Annotated in this window: 10 protein-coding genes; 7 read left to right on the top strand and 3 right to left on the bottom strand. The window is 68.1% G+C overall.

Features of this window, described 5'->3' with window-relative positions; all coding sequences use genetic code 11:
• The first annotated feature begins 203 nt into the window (after positions 1–203).
• From rfbH to BJ992_RS10305, 3 genes are all read left to right on the top strand, one after another.
• The gene (rfbH, locus tag BJ992_RS10295) at positions 204–1508 is read left to right on the top strand and encodes a lipopolysaccharide biosynthesis protein RfbH (protein WP_184979852.1); all 1305 of its coding nucleotides are present in this window, start codon (positions 204–206) and stop codon (positions 1506–1508) included.
• Positions 1509–1601: 93 nt separating this feature from the next.
• Positions 1602–2930, top strand: coding sequence for a nucleotide disphospho-sugar-binding domain-containing protein (locus BJ992_RS10300; protein ID WP_184979854.1), 1329 nt, complete (start codon positions 1602–1604; stop codon positions 2928–2930).
• 39 nt (positions 2931–2969) lie between these two features.
• A complete protein-coding gene (locus BJ992_RS10305; protein WP_184979856.1) occupies positions 2970–4037 on the top strand; it encodes a glucose-1-phosphate thymidylyltransferase in 1068 nt (355 codons plus the stop codon).
• Between the two features lie 141 nt (positions 4038–4178).
• On the opposite strand, the gene BJ992_RS10310 is transcribed toward BJ992_RS10305, so the two are convergent.
• Entirely contained in the window at positions 4179–4745 is a 567-nt protein-coding gene (locus BJ992_RS10310; RefSeq protein ID WP_184979858.1) for a dihydrofolate reductase family protein, read from the bottom strand.
• 93 nt (positions 4746–4838) lie between these two features.
• Positions 4839–5951 (bottom strand): serine hydrolase domain-containing protein, encoded by a 1113-nt coding sequence (locus BJ992_RS10315; RefSeq protein ID WP_184979860.1) that lies wholly within the window; start codon positions 5949–5951, stop codon positions 4839–4841.
• Between the two features lie 519 nt (positions 5952–6470).
• Between BJ992_RS10315 and BJ992_RS10320 the strand changes: the two genes are divergently transcribed.
• The 3 genes from BJ992_RS10320 (at position 6471) to BJ992_RS10330 (ending at position 11590) form a co-directional block, all read left to right on the top strand.
• Positions 6471–7622, top strand: coding sequence for an epoxide hydrolase family protein (locus BJ992_RS10320; RefSeq protein WP_184979862.1), 1152 nt, complete (start codon positions 6471–6473; stop codon positions 7620–7622).
• A gap of 133 nt (positions 7623–7755) precedes the next feature.
• Positions 7756–9147 (top strand): FAD-dependent oxidoreductase, encoded by a 1392-nt coding sequence (locus BJ992_RS10325; RefSeq protein ID WP_184979864.1) that lies wholly within the window; start codon positions 7756–7758, stop codon positions 9145–9147.
• A gap of 133 nt (positions 9148–9280) precedes the next feature.
• A complete protein-coding gene (locus BJ992_RS10330) occupies positions 9281–11590 on the top strand; it encodes an ATP-binding cassette domain-containing protein (protein WP_184979866.1) in 2310 nt (769 codons plus the stop codon).
• Between the two features lie 99 nt (positions 11591–11689).
• On the opposite strand, the gene BJ992_RS10335 is transcribed toward BJ992_RS10330, so the two are convergent.
• Positions 11690–12742 (bottom strand): AfsR/SARP family transcriptional regulator, encoded by a 1053-nt coding sequence (locus BJ992_RS10335; protein ID WP_184979868.1) that lies wholly within the window; start codon positions 12740–12742, stop codon positions 11690–11692.
• A 114-nt stretch (positions 12743–12856) separates the two neighbouring features.
• Here BJ992_RS10335 and BJ992_RS10340 point away from each other — a divergent pair, with 114 nt between their 5' ends.
• Positions 12857–18991, top strand: a complete 6135-nt coding sequence (locus BJ992_RS10340) for a DNRLRE domain-containing protein (protein WP_184979870.1) — start codon at positions 12857–12859, stop codon at positions 18989–18991.
• Positions 18992–19072: the final 81 nt, after the last annotated feature.

Raw genomic sequence — 19072 nt, forward strand, 5'->3', positions numbered from 1 at the left:
CGCACTCCAGGAGATGCGCGGCGGTCCCCCGAGAATGATCCTGTAGTCATGCGCCGCGGGGCTGTCGCCGCGGCGTTCTCCTGAATGTTCCTCGCGACGCCGCGCCTCGGGCTCCGACGACGATGCCGCGGTCCGTGCACCTTTTATTTCTTTCTCCGTCACGACCGCCGAGCACCGCAGACCCGATGAGTAAAGGACCGGAGATGAATGACCACAAGGCACTGATCCTGGACGAGGTCCGCAAGTACCACCAGGACACCTTGACCGACGAGGGGTTCGTGCCGGGGGTCAGCGAGATCTGGCCGACCGGCGCGGTGCACGACGTCGAGGACCGTGTCGCGCTGGTCGAGGCGGCACTCGAACTGCGGGTGGCGGCCGGCACGCGCGCACGCAAGTTCGAGTCGGTGTTCGCGCGCAAGATGAAGCGCCGCAAGGCCCTGCTGACCACGTCCGGCTCGTCGGCGAACCTGCTGGCGGTCTCGGCGCTCACCTCGCACCGCCTGCAGGACATGCGGCTGCGTCCCGGCGACGAGGTGATCACGGTCGCGGCGGCGTTCCCGACCACGGTCAACCCGATCCTGCAGAACGGCCTGGTCCCGGTGTTCGTGGACGTCGAGCTCGGCACCTACAACCCGACGGTGGACATGGTGGCGGCGGCCATCGGCCCCAAGACCAAGGCGATCATGATCGCGCACACGGTCGGCAACCCGTTCGACGTCGCGGACATGGCCGCGCTGGCCACCGAGCACGAGCTGTTCCTCATCGAGGACAACTGCGACGCCGTCGGCTCGTTCTACGACGGCGAGCCCACCGGCACGTTCGGCGACCTCGCCACGGTGAGCTTCTACCCGGCGCACCACATGACGATGGGTGAGGGCGGCTGCGTCCTGACGTCCAACGTGGTGCTCGCGCGCATCGTGGAGTCGCTGCGCGACTGGGGCCGGGACTGCTGGTGCGAGCCCGGCGAGAGCAACACGTGTCTCAAGCGCTTCAGCTACCAGATGGGGTCGCTGCCGGAGGGCTACGACCACAAGTACATCTACTCGCACGTCGGGTACAACCTGAAGGCCACCGAGCTGCAGGCCGCGCTCGGCCTGAGCCAGCTCAACAAGGTGGACGACTTCTGCGCGACGCGGCGGCGCAACTGGCGCCGGCTGCGCGAGGGCCTGGACGCCGTGCCGCACCTGATCATGCCGGAGGCCACGCCGCGCAGCGACCCGAGCTGGTACGGCTTCGTCATCACCGTCGAGCCGTCCGCGCCGTTCGCCGCCGCCGAGCTGATCGACTTCCTGGAGAACCGCAAGATCGGCACCCGGCGGCTGTTCGGCGGCAACCTGCTGCGCCACCCGGCCTACACCGACGTGCCGCACCGTGTGGTGGGTGAGCTGACCAACACCGACATCATCATGACGCAGACCTTCCACGTCGGTGTCTACCCCGGGCTCACCGACGAGATGATCGACTACGTCGTCTCCTCGATCAAGGAATTCGTGGAGGCGCGCGGATGACGCGTGCCGGCCGGGGCCGCCGCCCCCGTAGGTCCCGGCCGGCGCCGCGTGCGCCTCGGACTCGTCACGGCAAGTCGTAGCTAGGAGACAGCAATGCGTGTCATGATCACCGTCTGGCCACATATGTGCCATCTGTATCCGATCATCCCGTACGCTCAGGCGCTGCAGAACGCCGGACACGAGGTGTGCGTCGCGGGCCCCGACGGCGCGACCGAGCAGGTCGTCGCCGCAGGGCTCACCGCCGTGGTCACCCAGGGTGCTCAGGCCCCGCAGTCGGCGCAGGACTGGGCACGGCCCGACCTGGTGATCGACCACGCCGAGATGGACCGCCAGGCCGCCGCGCTCGGCGTCACCGACGACGTGCGCGACAACTGGGACGTCTACGCCAACTTCCTGCTGTTCGGCGTGCGCTTCCACCTGCCGCCGGAGCCGAGCACCAGCAACATCGAGCTGGTCGAGTTCGCCAAGGCGTGGCAGCCGGACCTCGTGCTGTGGGACCCGTGGTTCCCCGCCGGCGCCGTCGCGGCCAAGGCCTGCGGCGCCGCGCACGGCCGCATGCTGATGGCCCCCGACTACAGCGGCTGGGTGGGGGAGCGGTTCGCCGCGCACCGCGCACGCGGCGGCGCGCCGGAGGCGAACCCCCTGGTCGAGGTGCTGCGTCCCCTGGCGGACCGCTACGGCGTCGCGGTGGACGACGAGCTGGTCTTCGGCCAGTTCTCCCTGGACCCGATGCCGGAGGAGATGCGGCTGTCCACCGGCATCACCGCGGTGCCGGTGCGCTGGATCAACTACAACGGCGGCGGCGTCAAGCCCGCGTGGCTGTACGCCAAGCCGGAGCGGCCGCGCGTCGCGCTGTCCCTCGGCGTGTCCACCCGCATGTACATGAAAGGCGAGTGGCGCACCCCGAAGATCTTCGAGGCGGTCGACGGCCTGGACGTCGAGATGATCGCGACCCTGAACGGCGACCAGCTCCAGGGCATCGGCGCCGTCCCGTCCAACGTGCGCACCGTCGACTACGTGCCGCTGTCGCAGCTCCTGCCGACCTGCGCCGTGAGCATCAACCACGGATCGAGCGGCACCTTCTGGGCCTCGCTCGCCAACGGCCTGCCGCAGCTCGTCACCGACACCGACGAGCGGCAGAGCAACAGCCTGGAGAGCGACGGCGAGCAGGCGGAGTTCAAGCTCCCCGAGCGGCACATCCTCTCGCCGATCGCGGCCCGGTACGTCACCGACCACGGCGCCGGCATGCGGCTCAACCACCAGACCCAGTCGGTGGACGAGATCCGCACCCAGATCGTCAAGATGGTCGAGGACCCCTCCTACCGGGACGGCGCCGCGAGCCTGCGCGACGACTGGCTGGCGCGGCCCACCCCGGCCGAGATCATCCCGGACCTGGTGAAGCTGACCGCGGACCGGGGCTGAGACCCGGTCCTCTGCGGACACGCGGAAAGAGACGGTTTGATGAAGGCTCTGGTCCTGTCCGGCGGGTCGGGCACCCGCCTGCGTCCGTTCAGCTACTCGATGCCGAAACAGCTCATCCCGATCGCGGGAAAGCCCGTGCTCGAGTACGTCATCGAGAACATCACCGACCTCGGGGTGACCGAGATCGGCGTCGTGGTGGGGGAGCGGGCTCACGAGATCATCGAGGTCATCGGCGACGGCTCGCGTTTCGGCGCCAGGGTCACCTACATCCCGCAGGACCGTCCGCTCGGTCTCGCGCACTGCGTGGCGCTCGGCCGCGGGTTCCTCGGCGACGACGACTTCGTGATGTACCTCGGTGACAACATGCTCCCCGACGGTGTCGCGGACGTCGCCGCCGACTTCCGCGCCGCGCGTCCCGCCGCGCAGGTCGTGGTGCGCCGCGTCCCCGACCCGCGTGACTTCGGGGTGGTCGAACTGGACGGCGACGGCGCGGTGCGGCGGCTCGTGGAGAAGCCGCGGCACCCGCGCAGCGACCTCGCCATGCTCGGCGTGTACTTCTTCACCCCGGCGATCCACGAGGCGGTGGCCGCCATCCGGCCGAGCGCGCGCGGCGAGCTGGAGATCACCGACGCGGTGCAGTGGCTGCTCACCGAAGGCGCCGACGTGCGCGCCAGCGAGTACACCGGCTACTGGAAGGACACCGGCAGGGCCGAGGACGTGCTGGCCTGCAACCGGTGGCTGCTGGAGGGCCTGCGTCCCTCGGTGGCCGGCGCGGTGGACGCGGCCAGCGTCGTGGAGGGCAGCGTCGTGATCGGGCCGGGGGCCAGGATCGTACGGTCCCGGGTCACCGGCCCGGCCATCATCGGCGCGGGGACCCTGGTCGAGGACAGCCACATCGGGCCCGGCACGTCCATCGGCCCCGCCTGCGTGGTGCGCGGCACCCGCATGGCCGACTCGATCGTGCTGGACGGCGCGTCCATCTCCGGTGTGTCGGGGCTGCTCGGCTCGCTGATCGGCCGCTCGGCGACCGTCGTACCGGCCCTGTACGGCGACGCGCAGCACTGCCTGGTGGTCGGCGACCACACCCGTATCGAGATCGCGGCCTGATGCCGCCGCACAGACGGCGGCCCCCGCACGGCCGGCCCCCGGCACGACCGGGACCCCCGCGCTGCGCCGTTCCGTGCCGGTGCGTTCCGTCCGAGCATCCCGCCGTCCCGGCCGGCCGGACCGGCCGGGACGGCGGGAGGGTCACTCGCCGGCGGCGGGACGGTACGACAGCACCACGATGCCGGACCGGAACGTGGTGGACTCGGCCAGCTCCAGAAGGACCTTGCTGCCCTCCCTGACGATCTGGCTCCCCGGCGTGGTGACGCCGACCAGCACCGGGTGCACCCAGATCTCCAGCTCGTCCAGCAGCCCGGCCTCGAGCAGCGAGTGCGCGAGCTGACCGACGCCGTAGATCAGGATGTCCTTGCCCGGCTGGTCCTTCAGCTTGGTGATCTCATCGATCACGTTGTCCCTGATGACCGTCACCGGGCCCCATTCGGCCTTCTCGATGGTCGCCGACACGACGTACTTCTGGATGCTGTTCATCCGGTCGGCGAAACCCTCGGGGCCGGGGCCCTCGTCGGTCATGGTGGGCCACGCCTCGGCGAAACCCTCGTAGGTGCCTTTGCCGAGCAGCAGCGCGTCGCTGGCGAACAGCGTGGCGGTGGCCCGCTCGCCGGCCTCCTCGTTGAAGTACGGCATCGACCACTCGGGGTTCTCGATGACCCCGTCGAGCGACGCGTAGACGACGGCGATGATCTTGCGCATCTGGGCTCCTTGGAAAAGCGGCAGGCCGCCGCCGGACCCGGAGGTGTCCGGGTCCGGCAGGCGGCCGGCCGTGGGGAACGGATCGGCCCGCGATCAGGCCGGGGTCAGGGACTTGGTGACGATGTCGGAGATCACGCCGACGGTGGTGTAGTCGCCGGGGGTGAAGCTGACCTTGGTGATGGCGAGCGCGGTGCCGGTGCCGAGGTCGGCGTCGGCGAGGCTGCCGCCGGCGCCGGGCCACCCGATGATCGGGCCCGCCGGGGGGTTCTCGACCGGACGCATCATGTTGTAGCCGAGCGCGTACGCCGTGGGGTAGCTGAAGATCTCGTCCACACCCTGGGACGACGGCTGCGCGATCTTCTCCAGCCGCTCGGCGGAGATCAGCCGGACGCCGTCCACCGGGCCGAGCAGCGCGGCGTAGATCTTGGCGACGCCGCGGGCCGTGACGGTGCCGCCGGCCGGGATGTCGGCGGTCAGGTAGTCGGCCCGGTTGCACATCTCAGGGGTGAGCTGCACCGCACGCGGGGCGATCTTGAAGAACGCCGGCATCATGGCCTCGAGCTGGTCGAAGTCGATCGGCGGGCCGGCCGACTCCAGCTTGGCCACCTGGTCGAGGCGCTCGGCGGGGACACCGAGGAACACCTCGCCGTCGATGCCGAGCGGCCCGGTGACGTGCTCGGCGAGCGCCGCCGAGATCGGCTTGCCGGTGGTGCGGCGCACGACCTCGCCGACGAGCCAGCCGAACGTCTGCGGGTGGTAGCCGACCTTGGAACCCGGCTCCCACCACGGCTCGCTCTCGGCGAGCACCGTGGTCATCTTGTCCCAGTCGACCAGGTCGTCCGGCGTGGTGTCCGGCGGCACGGCCGGCAGGCCGACCGTGAAGTCGAGCACCTGGCGCAGGGTGGCGTCCTGCTTGCCGTGCGCCGCGAACTCCGGCCACACCTCGGCGATGGGGGTGTCGTAGTCCAGCACACCCTTCTCGGCGAGCACGTGCGCGACGGCCGAGGTGAGGCTCTTGCCCGTCGAGGAGCTGTAGATCGGTGTGCCGCTGGTCAGTGCGCGTCCGGTCTCCCCGTCGGCCAGGCCGGCCACCGCGTCGACCACGAGCTCGCCGTCCTTGTACACGGCCACCTGTAGGCCGCGCTCGGCGCCGGAGGCGACCAGTTCGTCGATGGCGGTCTGCACCTGCTGCTGGAGATCGCTCATTGTCTGTCCTCTGCGCTGGATGTCATGGCAGGCCGCCGGTCCGCGAAGGCCGGCGGCGTGATCGTCGGATACCGATCGCGTTGATCCTCCCGTGATGGGACACTCACAATTTTCGTCCGGGGAGGTGACGGGCGACAACGCGATGGCGGCACAAAGCATTCTGCGATAAAAGCCGCCCGGCGTGGCCGAAGGATGCGCACCACGCCTGGATGCCCTGGTCGCGTGCCGATTTTGAATGATGCTAGCGCTTCGTCGCGGGCGACGAGATTTCTGGAGGGTACTGGGGTCACCCCTAAACTCCGCATCTCATGCGATATCGGGCTTGCTTCGCGAGTCGCTTGGCGGCGCCGGGCCGTACCGCTCAGGCAGGCCCGGCGCGGTGGGTGAACGGAGGGTGGCGCGGAATGTCCGGCACGGTAAACCGGTGATGGCTGGAATATCGCATTTACGGAGATGCGTGGGCCGAGTGTGCGGAGCGACGATATTGCGCGGACCCACCACTAAAGGATCAGGTGCACAATGCGTCCTTTCCGTATTGAAATTCCGCAGGCCGACATCGACGACCTCAAGGCGAGACTCGCCGGCACCCGCTGGCCTGGGGAGATCCCCGGCCTCGGCTGGCAGCGCGGCGTTCCGGTGGAATACGTCAAGGAACTGGCCGAGTATTGGCGCACCGAGTTCGACTGGCGTGCCGTCGAGGAGAAACTCAACGCCTTCCCGCAGTTCCTCACCGAGATCGACGGCGCGAACATCCACTTCCTGCACGTGCGCTCACCCGAGCCCGACGCCACCCCGCTGATCATCACCCACGGCTGGCCGGGCTCCGTCGCCGAGTTCACCAAGGTCATCGGCCCGCTGACCGACCCCCGCGCGCACGGCGGCGACCCGGCCGACGCGTTCCACGTCGTCATCCCGTCCATCCCCGGCTACGGCTTCTCCGGCCCCACCGACGAGCCCGGCTGGGACGTCGGCCGCGTCGCACGCGCCTGGGCCACGCTGATGAGCCGCCTCGGGTACGACCGCTACATCGCGCAGGGCGGCGACTGGGGCAAGCCGATCTCGCTGCAGCTCGGCCTCGCCGACCCCGAGCACGTCGCAGGCGTGCACATCAACATGCTCGTCACCTTCCCCCCGGGTGAGGCGGCCATCGCCGAGCTGGACGGCGCGGACATGCAGCGCCTCATGCACGGCGGCCACTTCGCGCAGGACGGCACCGGCTGGCAGAAGATCCAGTCCACCCGGCCGCAGACCCTCGCGTACGCGCTCACCGACTCCCCGGCCGGCCAGCTCGCCTGGATCGTGGAGAAGTTCTACGAGTGGACCGCCGCCGACAAGGCCCCCGAGGAGGTCGTGGACCGCGACGAGATCCTGACCAACGTCTCGATCTACTGGTTCACCGCCACCGCGGGCTCCTCCGCGCAGCTCTACTACGAGTCCTCCTACGGCGACGAGGCGTTCGCGCGCACCTGGGGTGGCCCCTGGCCGCTGGAGATGCCGGCCGCGGTGGCCGTGTTCCCCTCCGACGCGACCCGGCCGATCAAGCGCTGGGCCGAGCAGACGCTGCCGAGCCTCACCCGGTGGACCGAGTTCGAGGTCGGCGGCCACTTCGCCGCACTTGAGCAGCCCGAACTGCTCGTCGGCGACATCCGCGCCTTCGCGCGTTCGCTCTGATCAGCACTCCAGGAGATGCGCGGCACGGCCACGCGTCCTGACGATTCCTGATGATGTGGTGGAAATCAGCGGATCCGCAGACCGGACCATGTGTCCGAGACCTGGTCCGCAGGACTTAAGGGAGGTGACCGCCATGGGCAACCTCGTGGGCGACCGCGCGGTCGTGCTGGGCGGGAGCATGGCGGGTCTGCTGGCGGCGCGGGTGCTGTCCGAGGCCTACGCCGAAGTGACGATCGTCGACCGTGACAAGCTCATCGGGGTGACCACCGCCAGGCGCGGCGTCCCCCAGGGCCGCCACGTGCACGGCCTGCTGGCCCGCGGCCAGCAGATACTCGAAGAGCTCTTCCCCGGCTTCACCGCCGGCGCCGTCGCCGCCGGCGTGCCGACGGGCGACCTCGGCGAGCTGCGCTGGTACTTCAACGGCGTGCGGCTCAAGCCCGGCACCACCGGCCTGACCTGCGTGTCGGCGGCCCGTCCCGTGCTCGAGGCGCACGTGCGCAAGGGTGTCGAGGCGCTGCCGAACGTGCGGTTCGTCGAGGAGACCGACATCGTGGGCCTGGTCGCCACCCCCGGCGGCGACAAGGTCACCGGCGTGCGGGTGCAGCGGCACGAGGCCGGCAGCACCGAGGAGGTGCTGGACGCCGACCTCGTCGTGGACTGCACGGGACGCGGCTCACGCACCCCGGTCTGGCTGGAGGAACTCGGCTACGAGCGGCCCGCCGAGCAGCAGATCAAGATCAACCTGACGTACACCACGCAGGTCTTCCGGCTGCCGGACGAGAGCATCCTCAACGGCGACCTGTCGATCAACCCGGTGTCGTCGCCGTCGCACCCCCGCGGCGCGTTCTTCTCCCGCATCGAAGGCGGCAAGTCCGCGGTGTCCATGACCGGCGTGCTCGGCGACAGCGCACCCGCGACCCCCGAGGGCTTCATGGACTTCGCCAGGTCGCTGCCGGTGCCGGACGTCTACGACGTCATCAAGGACGCCGAGCCGCTGGACGACCCGGTGGCGTTCCGGTACCCCGCGAGCGTGCGCCGCCACTACGAGAAGCTCGACCGCTTCCCCGACCGCCTGCTGGTCATGGGGGACGCGGCGTGCAGCTTCAACCCCGTGTACGGCCAGGGCATGACGGTGGCGGCGCTGGAGTCCCTGACCCTGCGCACCCACCTCGCCAAGGGCGATCACCCCGACCCGCGCGCGTTCCTCAAGGACATCGCGGCCGTCATCGAGGTCCCCTGGGGCATCTCCGCCGGCGGCGACCTGTCCTACCCCGAGGTCCAGGGCCCCCGGCCCTTCATGGTCCGCATGATGAACTCCTACATGGCCAAACTCCAGGCCGCCGCCACCCAGGACGGCCGCATCACCCGCACCTTCATGCGGGTCGCCGGCCTGGTCGATCCCCCGCAGGCGCTGATGGCCCCCGGCATGATCTTCCGGGTGCTCCGCAACGCCGGCAAGGCCCCCCGCAATGTCGTCACCCCACCGGTGACCGAACCCGCGGTGCCGAGTCGTCCCGCCGCCTGACCCGACCGTCCTCGGACACCGCACGCACGAAGATGCGGCACCCTCACGGGGCCTGTGAGGCTGACGGGGACCGCGCTCAGCGCTGAGCGCGGTCCCCGTTCGCGTACGCACCCCCGCCGAGGAGGAGACATCCATGAGCGCCACCGCCGACACGCCAGAGACCGACGGCATCCGGATCACCGGTGCGCGTGAGAACAACCTCAAGGACGTCTCCCTCACCCTCCCCAAGAACAAGATCACCGTCTTCACCGGCGTGTCCGGGTCAGGCAAGTCCTCCATCGTCTTCGACACCATCGCCGTCGAGGCACAGCGCCAGCTCAACGGCACCTTTCCCGCGTTCATCCGCAACCAGCTGCCGAAGTACGAACGACCCCGCGCCGACGCCGTCGAGAACCTCACCGCGCCGGTCATCGTGGACCAGAAACCCGTCGGCGGCAACGCGCGCTCCACGGTCGGCACGATGACCGACATCTACTCGATGATCCGCGCGCTGTTCGCACGGTACGGCTCACCCACCGACGGCCTGGTGTCCACGTACTCGTTCAACGACCCCAGAGGCATGTGTCCCGAGTGCGACGGCCTCGGCCAGAGCGTGCGCGCCGACGTCGACCTGATGCTCGACAAGTCCAAGTCGCTCAACGAAGGCGCCATCCGCCTCCCCAACTACAGCGTCGGCACCCCCGACTGGCAGCTGTACGGCAACTCCGGCAAGCTCGACCCCGACAAGCGCCTCGCCGACTACACCGCGGACGAGTGGCAGTTGTTCCTGCACGGCAGCGGCTTCAAGGTCGAACTGAAGACCAAGAGCGGCGCCTACAAGACCAACTACGAAGGCGTGGTCGACCGCTTCACCCGCCTCGGCGTCAAACGCGACCTCAGCACCGTCAGCGAACGCACCCGCGAGGCCATCGCCAAATTCATCACCGAGGGCCCCTGCACCTCCTGCGACGGCGCACGCCTCAACCCCACGGCACTCGCCACGAAGATCGACGGCCGTAACATCGCCGACTGGTCGAGCATGCAGATCACCGATCTGATCGCCGTCCTCGCCGCCATCACCGACCCGGTCGCGACCCCCCTGGCCACCGCCGCACGCACCGCACTGGACCGCGTCGCCGCCATCGGCCTCGGCTACCTCAGCCTCGACCGCGCGACATCGACTTTGTCCGGCGGCGAGAGCCAGCGCCTCAAACTGGTCCGCCACCTCGGCAGCACCCTCACCGGCATGACGTACATCTTCGACGAGCCCAGCGTCGGCCTCCACCCCCGCGACGTGGGCCGCCTCAACGACCTCCTGCGCGCGCTACGCGACCAGGGCAACACCGTCCTGGTGGTCGAACACGACCCCGACGTCATCGCCATAGCCGATCACGTCGTGGACGTAGGCCCGAAAGCCGGCGCCAACGGCGGCGAGATCGTCTACCAAGGCACCGTGGCAGGCCTCCGCACCGCCGACACACGCACCGGCGAAGGCCTCCGCCGAGCCGTCCGCACCAAGACCACCTTCCGCACCCCCACCGGCACCCTCCCCGTCCGCGACGCCACCCTCCACAACCTCAAGAACGTCTCCGTGGACGTCCCCACCGGCGTCCTGACGTCCGTGACCGGCGTGGCCGGCTCCGGCAAAAGCACCCTCATAGCCGAGGTCTTCGTCAAGACCCACGAAGGCACCGTCTACGTCGACCAGTCGGCGATAGCCGCCTCGTCCCGCTCCACCCCCGCGACGTACCTCGGCCTGATGGACCCCATCCGCACCCTGTTCGCCAAGTCCACCGGCACCGCCGCCTCCCTGTTCAGCTTCAACAGCGAAGGCGCCTGCCCCGAATGCCAGGGCCGCGGCGTCATCATCACCGAACTGGCCTACATGGACCCGGTGACCACCCACTGCGACGCCTGCGAAGGCCGCAGATTCAAGGACGAGGTCCTCTCCCACAAACTCCGCGGCAAATCCATAGCCGACGTCCTCGAACTGACCGCGGAAGAAGCCACCACCTTCTTCACCGAGGCCCCCCTACGCCGCAAACTCCGCTCCCTCATAGAGGTGGGCCTCGACTACCTGACCCTGGGCCAACCCCTCAGCACCCTCTCCGGCGGCGAACGCCAAAGAATCAAACTGGCGACCCAGCTCACCGCCACCGGCACCGTCTACGTCCTCGACGAACCCACCACCGGCCTCCACATGTCCGACGTGGACACGCTGCTCACCCTGTTGAATACCTTGGTGGACAAGGGCAACACCGTAATAGTCATAGAACACAACCTCGACGTCATCCAGCAGTCCGACTGGATCATCGACCTCGGCCCCGACGGGGGCAAACAGGGCGGAGAAATCATCTTCACCGGCACCCCCGCCGACCTACTGACCACCGCCGAATCCCTCACCGCCGAACACCTCCGCCACTACCGCGCCACCCACACCCTGGAACCGGCCCCTGCTCTCTGAACATCCGCGACACGGGGGCACGGCCATGACCGCAGTGCCCCCGCCACGGCTACTTACCACCGCGCGACCGGTGGAATCATCACGCGGGTGCCGATTCGGTTACTGAACGGAGCTCCAGGCGCCGGCATCATATGAGCCGGCGGAATCGGTGTGAAGAATAGCCACCCTGGCCTTTTCCATGAGCATATGGACGACCGGGTCGATACGAAATCTGTCCTCTTCTTGGAGTATGCGCCGCTGCATATCCCTCAGTACGGGTGTCGGCTCCAGCCCGATCTGCGCCACGAGGTTGGTGCGGAAGCTCTGATAAACATCCAGAGCCTCGGCCTGCCGTCCGTCCCGATAAAGAGCGGTCATGAGTTGTGCGTGGGCTCGCTCGCGCAGGGGATGTCTCACGGTCCATATCTTCAAAGGGCCGATTATCTCCCGATGGCGTCCAAGGGCCAGTCGCACCTCGAAGAAGTCTTCGGTCACCGTCTGGAAGCCCTCGCGTAGACGTTCCGTCCATAAGGAGAGTTCGACATCCAGATCCACGCCATGCAGTGGATCACCGCGCCAGAGACCTGTTGCGCTCTCCAGAGCGGCGGCCGCATTGTAGAGATCTCGCCTTTCGAGCGCTTCGCGGCCTGTCGCCGCAAAATGCTCGAACAGGTCTGCGTCCAGCTCATTCGGGGCCACCGTGAGCAGGTATCCATCCTTGTGTGTGGCGATGGGGACCTGCAGTCGGCGCAGAGTCGTGACGTAGGTCTTCAGATTGCTCGTAGCGGATCTCGGCACGTTGTGCCGCCAAAGGTGCTCGATGATCCAGTGTTTAGAAACGCGACTGTTGGCGTTCAACAAGAACAATGCAAGCAGGTGACTGAGCTTGCCGCTACCGATATCGACGTCCCTGCCTGCCGCGTCCTCGACCACGAGTGGACCCAATACATGGAACAGCACGACAGCCCCCGTGCGGTGTAATTTGAGCCGTGCGGCACTCTTGGGAATCTTACCAATCGCCGGAATTTTTGGCAAGGACGAAGTGGCCGGACGACACGCCTTGCGTACGTCAGGCACATTGCCAATGTGCGGAAAATATGCCGTCCGGCCGTACACTCCGCCTCGTATGTCGTAATAGGACGACCAGCCGGAGTCATAATGACGTTTCCCCATGTCAGGCGGCGGTACGTGCGCACACAGATCATAGGTGGCGTGGTCGCTGTATTCATGGCGATGTCCACTCTCGTTGCCCCGTCAACTGCTTCTCCCGCAACAATTGCGAAGGAGGTGCCGGCCGCTCCGATAACCGAGCGTCCCGATGCGACGTCGGCCGCGCTCACCGCTCGTTTACAGAACTCGCCCGTCGAGGATCTCTCGGCCCGGACGGAGGACTCGACGACCGTCTATCTGCCCGATGGCTCGGCCAGGACCGAGATCTTCGCAGGTCCCGTACGGGTGAAGCGGGACGGGGTGTGGACGCCGGTGGACACGACCTTGGTGGAGCGGGACGGCCATCTGGAGCCGAGGTCTCCGGCCGCCGGGGCGGAGGTCGAGATCTCGGCGGGGGGTACGGGGCCGCTCGCAGAGCTCATCACCGGCTCGGGCAAGGACCGGCACAGGTTCGGAGTCTCCTGGCTCACGCCGCTCGGCAGGCCGCAGATCTCCGGTAACACCGCGACATGGACGGACATCGCTCCCGGCGCCGACCTGGTCGTGCAGGCGCAGCCGCGCGGGTTCGTGCACTATGTGGTGCTGAAGCGGAAACCCACGGCCCCCATGGAGATCCGCCTGCCGGTCGAGCTGGCCGGCGTGTCCCTGTCGAAGGACTCGAAGAACCGGCTGAGGCTGACCGACAACGCCGGTACTGGCAAGGGTGAGGTGGTCGCCGCGGCGCCTCCGCCGCACATGTGGGACGCCGCCGCGGCGGAGTCACCGGACGCGGGCAGGCGAGCGGAAGTCGGTTCCACGATCGAGCAGGGCCGCAACGGCACGCTGCTGGTGCTCAAGCCGTCCATGGACTTCCTCGACGCGGCCGACGTGACCTATCCGGTGACGATCGACCCGTACATGCAGATGACACTGCAAACCGACACTTTCGTGTCCGACGACTACACCAACTCCCAGACATCGGCGACCTGGTTGCACGCCGGCCGTTTCGGGTCCGGTGCGAAGACCGCGCGGACGTACCTCAACTTCAAGCTCGGCGGCCTCCTCAACAAGCACATCCTCAACGCCGACCTGTACCTGTCCAACTACAAGTCGAACGCCTGCGGCGGGCCGGCCTCCGGTCTCGGCATCCGCGTCAAGCGGGTGACCTCGTCCTGGTCGTCCGCGACGCTGACGTTGTCGAACCAGCCCAATTCCACGACGACCGGCATGGTGGACAACACCAGCCAGGCGTACGGCTACGACTCGAGCTGCCCCGAGCACGACATGTTGTGGTCGATCGAGGACATCGTCCAGTACTGGACCGACCACCCGGCCGAGAATCACGGCCTGCAGATCCGCGCGGTGTCCGAGACCCAGGCCACCAACTGGCGGATGTTCCGCTCCTCGGAGAACACCGCCGGGGCGGGTGGCCCTCGGCTCGCCATCCAGTGGAACTCCTACCCGACCGTCCCGCACCACCTGAGCGTCGATCCCAGCGTCGGCGGCACCAACGGCGGCACCTTCGTCACCTCCGTCACGCCGACGCTGACCGGGATGGTCGGTGACGGCGAATGGGACAACGAGACCATCTCTTTCTCCGTGGAACACGACCCGGGCTACCCCGCTCAGGGCACCGGTACGGTCTGGTCCGGCAGCGTCAGCGGGATCCTGCAGGGTGAGCTCGGCACGGTGACCGTCCCGTCGGGCCGGCTGGTCAACGGCTACCGCTACCGTTGGCGCGCTCGTGCGTACGACGGCACCGACTACTCCCGTGACTACTCCACGTACCGGTACTTCACCGTCGACACCGTCGCCCCCGCCGCACCCACCATCTCGTGCCCGGCCTACCCGGCGAACGTGTGGACCGGCAAGGCCACGGGCCCGGTGACGTGCACCGTCGACACCACGTCCGCCGACGGCGCGGGTTACTACTGGGGCCTGGACAACGTCTCCACCCCGACACTGGTGGACGACAACGACGGCGGCGGCGACCCCAGGACGATCACACTCGACCCGGCCCAGGGCTGGCACACGCTGTCGGTCAAGACCCGCGACATGGCGCTGCGTACCTCCGTGGTGACGAGCTACACCTTCGGCGTGGGAGCCGGCGAAGTCACCGCGCCGCTGACCGACGATCGTACCCAGGCCGCCGTCACCGTCGCGTCCCGCGCCGCACCGGGGCACACCGGCGTCCGGTACGAGTACAAGGCCGACGTCGGTGCGAGCGGGACCTGGGTGGCCATACCTCCGGCGCACGTCACCGTACCGGGCTCAGCCACCCCGATCCCCGGCTGGCCGTACACGACCGTCACGACAGGGACAAGCGCGGTCTTCGCCTCCCTGTACTGGGACGTGGCCGCCACGATGGCCGCGGCGGGACGCGGCGACGGCCCCGTCGGGCTGCGGGCCTGCTTCGTCAACGCAGGCGGAGAAGCGTGCTCCGACGAGGTGGAGTTCACGCTGGAACGCACCGCGTTCGGTGATTCCTACGCGGCCAAGGAGGTCGGCCCAGGCACTGTCTCGCTGCTGACCGGCGACTATTCCGTCTCCGCCACCGATGTCTCGGCCTTCGACATGAACGTGTCACGAGATCACACGGCGCTCTCGCCGCCGAGCGCATCTCAGGACACCGCTGGAGTCTTCGGTCCCGGGTGGACGGCATCGTTCCCCGCGTCCACCTCGATGGTGTCCGGGCTGACCTTCGAGGACCACTCCGAAAAGGGTTACGTTCTCTTCGTCGGGGCGGACGGTGCCATCTGGACCTACCAGGTGCAGCCTGACGGCACTTTCGCCGGAGTGTCGGATGCCGTCGACGGATCCACAGTCACCAAGGACTCCGCCACCCAGTTCACGCACACGGACACCGACGGTGTCAGAACGGTCTTCACCCAGACCGGCGGGGCGTGGCGGGTCGGCGAGATCGACGAACCCGGCGACTCGTCCAGTTCCTCGTACAGGTACGACCCGGCCGGCCGGGTCAGCCGTATGCTCGGACCGGTCCCCGAGGGAGTCGACTGTTCCGCGGCCCCGGCGCCGGGATGCAAGGCACTCGACATCGCCTACGCCACGACGACCACCGCCACCGGCGTCCCCAGCGGCTGGGGTGACTACGCCGGACTCGTCAAGAGCATCTCGTTCACGGCCTACGATCCCGCCGTCTCGGCGATGCGGACCACGGTCGTGGCGTCCTACAGCTACGACTCGACCGGCCACCTGCGCCAGATGCGTGATCCGCGTGTCAACCTCACGACCACCTACTACTACACGGCGGAGGGCCGGCTCTCCCAGCTGACACCCGCAGGTCTCGCTCCCTGGAGGATGAACTACGACTCCGGTGGACGTCTGGCGGACGTACAGCGCGAAGCCGGAGCGGTCGACCCGACGCAGGCCATCTCCTATGGTGTGCCCATCGACAGCCCGGTGGCTTTGACATCGGCGCAGACAGCCACATGGGGGCAGATCAGCGATCTGCCGCGTACCGGAACCGCGATGTTTCCGACCACCCACGTGCCGGGCAAGGCCGGCGACGGCTCCTACGCCCCGAACGCCACCGACTACACCTACGCGGCGATCACGTACCTCGATGTGAACGGCCGTGCCGTCAACACGGCAGGCTACGGGGCGGGAGGCTGGCAGGTGTCCGCGTCCCGCTACGACGAGTCCGGGAACGTCGTGTGGAACCTGTCGGCCGGCAACCGTGCCCAGGCTCTGTCACCCACCACCGGAACGGATCCGTATGTCGCCGGTCGCGCCTCCAGCGCGGAACGCGCCGACCTCCTCGCGGAGATCACGACCTACGACGAGACCGGCAGCCCGCTGAGAACCGACGGGCCCACCCACCGGGTCGCTCTCGCCGACGACGTCCGTGTGGCCGCCAGGCTGCGTACTGAATACGTCTACGACGAAGGCAGGCCCGAGGACGCGGTGGCGTCCGGTCTGCTGACCACGACGGTCACCGGACCGCTGGTGGTCGACGGCGCGGGCACCGTGGCCGCGGCGGACGTCCGGACGGTGCGGACGGGGTACGAACCGCTCGAACCGGGAGATGCCTCAGGTTGGACGCTGGCACTCCCCACCAGCCAGACCACCGTCATGCCCGGCGGCAGCGACATCGTCTACCGGACTCGTTACGACGAGACGGGACGCGAGTTGGAGCGGCGCATGCCGGCGTCCGCCGGCACCGACGCCGGGACGACGGCGACGGTCTACTACACCGCGGATGCCGACCCGGCGGCCGGTGCCTGTGGTGACAAGCCGCACTGGGCCGGTCTGGTCTGCCGGACAGGACCTGTCGCACAGCCGTCCGGCACACCGGTCCCGACCACAGTGATGACCTACGGCTACTGGGGAGAGACCGCGACGGCGGTCGCCACGTCGGGAGGTGGCGTCCGGACGGCCACCACCACGGTCGATGCGGCCGGTCGCACGATCACGACGAGCGTCGCCGAGACAGGGGTGAGCAGTTCGGCCTTACCGGACACCACACACACCTATGACCCGGCGACCGGATTGGAAACCGCTGTCAGCGCCGGTGGGGTGACGGTGGGGACCACGTACGACGACCTCGGCAGGGTGGTCACCACAACCGACGCCGACGGCAACGTCTCCACCGTCACGTATGACGCGGCCGGCCGGGTGGCCACGGTCAACGACGGGAAGGGAACCACCACCTACACCTACGACGGCACCGACGCCTTGGGCGGCGTCGAACGGCGTGGTCTCCCCGTCGCCATCACCGACAGTGCCGTGGGCACCTTCACCGCGGCCTACGACGCCGCCGGCAATCTGGCCGTGCAGGTCGCACCCAACGGGCTGACGGCGAACATCCGGTACGACGCGAACGGCAGGGAGACAGGGCTGACCTATGCCAAGTCAGGAGTCCGCTGGCTGGCCTTCGAGGCGGTTCCGGACGCGGAAGGGCGACTCGCCGAGACCAGCGGGCCAAGCGGCAGCCTCCAGCGCTACACCTATGACCCGGCGGGCCGGCTGACGCGGGTGGCCGACACCTACGACACGACATGCACCACGAGGGTCTACGGATTCGATGCCGATACCAACCGCACCAGCCTGGCCACCTATCCGGGAAACGATGACGGCGGGTGTTCCACCGCGACCACGCCGACGACGGTGAACCACACCTATGACGCGGCCGACAGGATCAAGGACACCGGCTACACCCATGATCCGTTCGGCCGGGTGACCGCGGTCCCCGCAGGCGGCAACGCTGGGAACGCTGCCCTGACCGTCGGGTACTACGCCGGCGACATGGTCAGGAGCCTCACACAGGGGTCGGCGACGAAGACCTTCACGCTCGATCCTCTCGGACGTGTACGGACCGTCACCTCTTCTGCCGGCGTCCAGATGAACCACTACTCGGGCACCGGCGACATCCCGACCTGGATCAAGGAGACCAACGGCGGCTGGACCCGGAACATCAGCGCTTTCTCGGGCCTCGCCGCCGTACAGGCAAGCACCGGCACCGTGGCGCTGCAACTCACGGACCTGCACGGCAACGTGGTCGCCACCGCCGCCAACAGCAGTGGGGCCACCGGGATCAACGGCTACGCCGAGCAGAACGAGTACGGTGTCGATCGCGCAGACAACCTGGGTGATCGTTACGAGTGGCTAGGCGGCGCTCAGCGTGCGAGCGACACCCTCGCCGACATCGTCCTCATGGGTGTGCGCCTGTACAACCCGGTCACCGGTCGCTTCCTCCAGACCGACCCCGTATCGGCGGGCAGTGCGAACGACTACGAGTACGGTGCCGCCGATCCAGTCAACAATCGCGATTTCGACGGACGTTTCGTATTCGTCGTCCCACTCCTGGCTATCAGCGGTGCCGCCCTGATGGACGCGCTGATCTGGACGGTCGGTGCCGTCGTGACGGTCACTACCACACAGCAGGCGATCAACTACTGCAAGCGGAACGGCTGCAGCGTGAACCTGGCCAAGGCCAGGACGGCGGTCCAGCGACCCAACGGCAACTCGAACAAAGCAAAGAATGACAAGCGGCTCTATATCGGGTACGAGATATTCTTCGGTCGTAAGACATATAAATACGGGATCAGTCTCGCAAGCCGCGGTGTCGTCCGGCCCGCCGAGCAACTGAGAAAGTGCAACTTCTATTTCGGGATTCTCGGAGGGTGCAGCTACAAGATACTTGTGCGGAAGCGCGGGTACCTGCAGGCGCGGTGGTGGGAATTCGGCCGGATCACAGGATATTTCATCGTGCACGGTCACTGTCCGCCGGGGCAGCTCGCCAGTTGTAAGTAGGAGCCGGGACTCCACCACGGGAGTAAGATGCGGGAGAGTGGCGGGCGACTCGACGCTCGCCATTCTTCCCGAGACCAGGGA

This window comes from Sphaerisporangium rubeum, from assembly GCF_014207705.1.
GTDB classification, from domain to species: domain Bacteria; phylum Actinomycetota; class Actinomycetes; order Streptosporangiales; family Streptosporangiaceae; genus Sphaerisporangium; species Sphaerisporangium rubeum.

Bases quoted from the DNA above. Each gene is read 5' to 3' on its own strand.
- rfbH (WP_184979852.1), top strand. From the start codon at position 204: ATGAATGACCACAAGGCACTGATCCTGGACGAGGTCCGCAAGTACCAC.
- BJ992_RS10300 (WP_184979854.1), top strand. From the start codon at position 1,602: ATGCGTGTCATGATCACCGTCTGGCCACATATGTGCCATCTGTATCCG.
- BJ992_RS10305 (WP_184979856.1), top strand. From the start codon at position 2,970: ATGAAGGCTCTGGTCCTGTCCGGCGGGTCGGGCACCCGCCTGCGTCCG.
- BJ992_RS10310 (WP_184979858.1), bottom strand. From the start codon at position 4,745: ATGCGCAAGATCATCGCCGTCGTCTACGCGTCGCTCGACGGGGTCATC.
- BJ992_RS10315 (WP_184979860.1), bottom strand. From the start codon at position 5,951: ATGAGCGATCTCCAGCAGCAGGTGCAGACCGCCATCGACGAACTGGTC.
- BJ992_RS10320 (WP_184979862.1), top strand. From the start codon at position 6,471: ATGCGTCCTTTCCGTATTGAAATTCCGCAGGCCGACATCGACGACCTC.
- BJ992_RS10325 (WP_184979864.1), top strand. From the start codon at position 7,756: ATGGGCAACCTCGTGGGCGACCGCGCGGTCGTGCTGGGCGGGAGCATG.
- BJ992_RS10330 (WP_184979866.1), top strand. From the start codon at position 9,281: ATGAGCGCCACCGCCGACACGCCAGAGACCGACGGCATCCGGATCACC.
- BJ992_RS10335 (WP_184979868.1), bottom strand. From the start codon at position 12,742: ATGGGGAAACGTCATTATGACTCCGGCTGGTCGTCCTATTACGACATA.